The sequence below is a fragment of the Mesorhizobium sp. M7A.F.Ca.US.006.04.2.1 genome, from assembly GCF_004022915.1.
GTDB classification, from domain to species: Bacteria; Pseudomonadota; Alphaproteobacteria; order Rhizobiales; family Rhizobiaceae; genus Mesorhizobium; species Mesorhizobium ciceri.
The window spans coordinates 1-2,088 of the sequence record NZ_RZQA01000986.1 but is presented as its reverse complement, the minus strand read 5'-3'; the positions used below and the strand labels follow the sequence as shown (position 1 = coordinate 2,088).

Genomic DNA, 2,088 nt, shown 5'->3' with positions numbered 1-2,088 from the left:
CGAGGGCTCTTCCTTCGCCACTTATGCGGCCACGACTTTCCCACATGCGCAAATCCATCGCTTGGCAAGCTGGGATCTGATCATCGATGCGATCCGAAACGGGACGATCGACATGGCCTATCGCGATGATTTCGAGATCAAGAAGCTGATGGTCGACGATCCGTCGATGACAGTCGTAGCGCGCTCCATCACGCTGACCGACAAGGTCGATACGATCGCAGTCGGCGTGCGGCCGGACAATCCGCATCTCGCGGCCTTTGTCGATCTGTATCTCGACCTCGCGCGGGGTCAGCAGATTCTCAACACGGACGAGATCATCGCCCGCTATCGCCTGGGGAGCAAAGCCTGACAATGGCCATCTCCGACGTAGCCGGACCCCTGCCTTTCGATTGGCGCCTCGTGGCAAGGCGTATCTTGCGATCGCCGGTGACGACGATTGCGATGATTGCTGCAGGAATCCTGTGCGGCCTCTACTATCCAGACTTTGCCCATGCGATCAGCCCTGTCGCACAACTCTACCTGAATTTCCTCAAGATGGTCGTCCTGCCCTATTTGGTCTCATCGGTCATCTTCTCCATCACGGCGATGGTCCAGGACCCGAAATCGGTCCGCTACCTCGGTAAGGTGGGTATGGCCGTGCTGGTCGTGTCGTTCCTGGCCGTGCTGGTGAGCGGCACCTTGTCGCTGATCCTGCAGCCGGGCCAGATCGAGAATCCCCAGTCGCGCATCGAGCTTGGCGAGTTCATCAATTCGCAAGGCAGCGTGTCCACCGATCTCGCCTTCCCGTTCCAGCCGCCGCCCTCCAATGGGGATCCCGGGCATTCGATCCTGCTCGACCTGGTGCCGAACAACGTCTTCAATGCGCTGGCCTCGGGACAGACCATCCAGGTTCTGCTGTTCTGCCTGCTTTTCGGGCTCGCGATGGGGAAGATTCCCCAGCCCTCGTCCATGAGCCTGACGCAGGCGCTCAACGCGGTCTACAGGGCCTGTACGGTGCTGACCAACTGGTTCATCTGGGGGTTGCCCTTTGCAACCTTCATCCTGATCGCGGACCAGACCGCGTCGACCGGAACCAAGCCGCTCACGCTGATGGGCGGTTACCTGCTGGTGATGGGTCTTTCCTGCCTCATATTCGTTGCCGGCGCCTTTGCCATTATCGCCATCCGGTCGCGACGAAGCTACTGGACGACGATCAAGACCTGCCAGCCCCTTCTCATGGTGGCCATCACCACACGCTCTACGGTCGCCTCGCTGCCGTGGGTCATCAACCTTTTGAGCGAGCGCCTGCGGTTCAGCCTGGTGGTCGTGGAACTGCTGGTGCCGCTGCAGGCGGCTTTGCTGCGTACAGGCCCGGCGCTGCTCTACACTTCGGGTGCGCTGTTCATCGCCCAACTCTACGGCCATCCGCTTGCAGTCCCCGACCTCGTGCTCGTCGGCATCATCTCGGCGCTTCTCGCCCTCACCACCGGCGGCATGGGCAGCCTGCTCATCCTGTCGCAGATGTCCATCGTCTGCGGCTACCTGAAGCTTCCCTTCGAGGCGGCGTTCGCTTTGTTCGTCGCGGTGGATGCGGCCGTGGACACGTTCATGACGCTGGCCAGCGTCTGCACCGTCGCAGCGAGCACGGCAATGATCGCTCCCAGCCACAGGGAGGCGACACAGCCTGAAACCGTCTCGGGACAGCTCGAAGCCGAGCCTGCCGGATGATCGACGACAGCATCCGTCCCCAGCTCGGCATTATCGGCGGCCTCGGGCCGCTTGCATCGGCTGACTTCTACTTCAAATTGACCCGGATGACCCAGGCGTTCAGAGACAACGAACATGTGCCTGCCGTGATCCTCAGCGTACCGCAGCTGCCCGACAGGACCGAAGCCATCCTTGCCGGCCATGACGGCCCGCTGGCGCCTTTGAAAGCCGCGGTCGCGACGCTCAATGCGCTCGGCGTCGCCTGCGTCGCGATGCCGTGCAACACCGCCCATCATTGGTACGACCAACTGGCGGCGAATTCGCGCGCGGAAATCATCCATATCGGCGACGCCGTGGTGGCGGAGACGCGTCGTAGCCTGGAGCGGGGCCGGGTTGCTGTTC

At 62.0% G+C, this 2,088-nt stretch carries 2 protein-coding genes and 1 pseudogene; all 3 read left to right on the top strand.

Features of this window, described 5'->3' with window-relative positions; all coding sequences use genetic code 11:
• Nucleotides 1-349, top strand: a pseudogene (locus EN925_RS33210) (ABC transporter substrate-binding protein); the annotation flags it as partial.
• Nucleotides 350-441: 92 nt separating this feature from the next.
• On the top strand, nucleotides 442-1,707 hold the full coding sequence (locus EN925_RS33205; RefSeq protein WP_245461024.1) for a cation:dicarboxylase symporter family transporter: 1,266 nt from the start codon (nucleotides 442-444) through the stop codon (nucleotides 1,705-1,707).
• On the top strand, nucleotides 1,704-2,088 hold a 385-nt coding region (locus EN925_RS33200; protein WP_164894566.1), incomplete at its 3' end, for an aspartate/glutamate racemase family protein. The genes EN925_RS33205 and EN925_RS33200, both read left to right, overlap by 4 nt.

Bases quoted from the DNA above. Each gene is read 5' to 3' on its own strand.
- EN925_RS33205 (WP_245461024.1), top strand. From the start codon at position 442: ATGATTGCTGCAGGAATCCTGTGCGGCCTCTACTATCCAGACTTTGCC.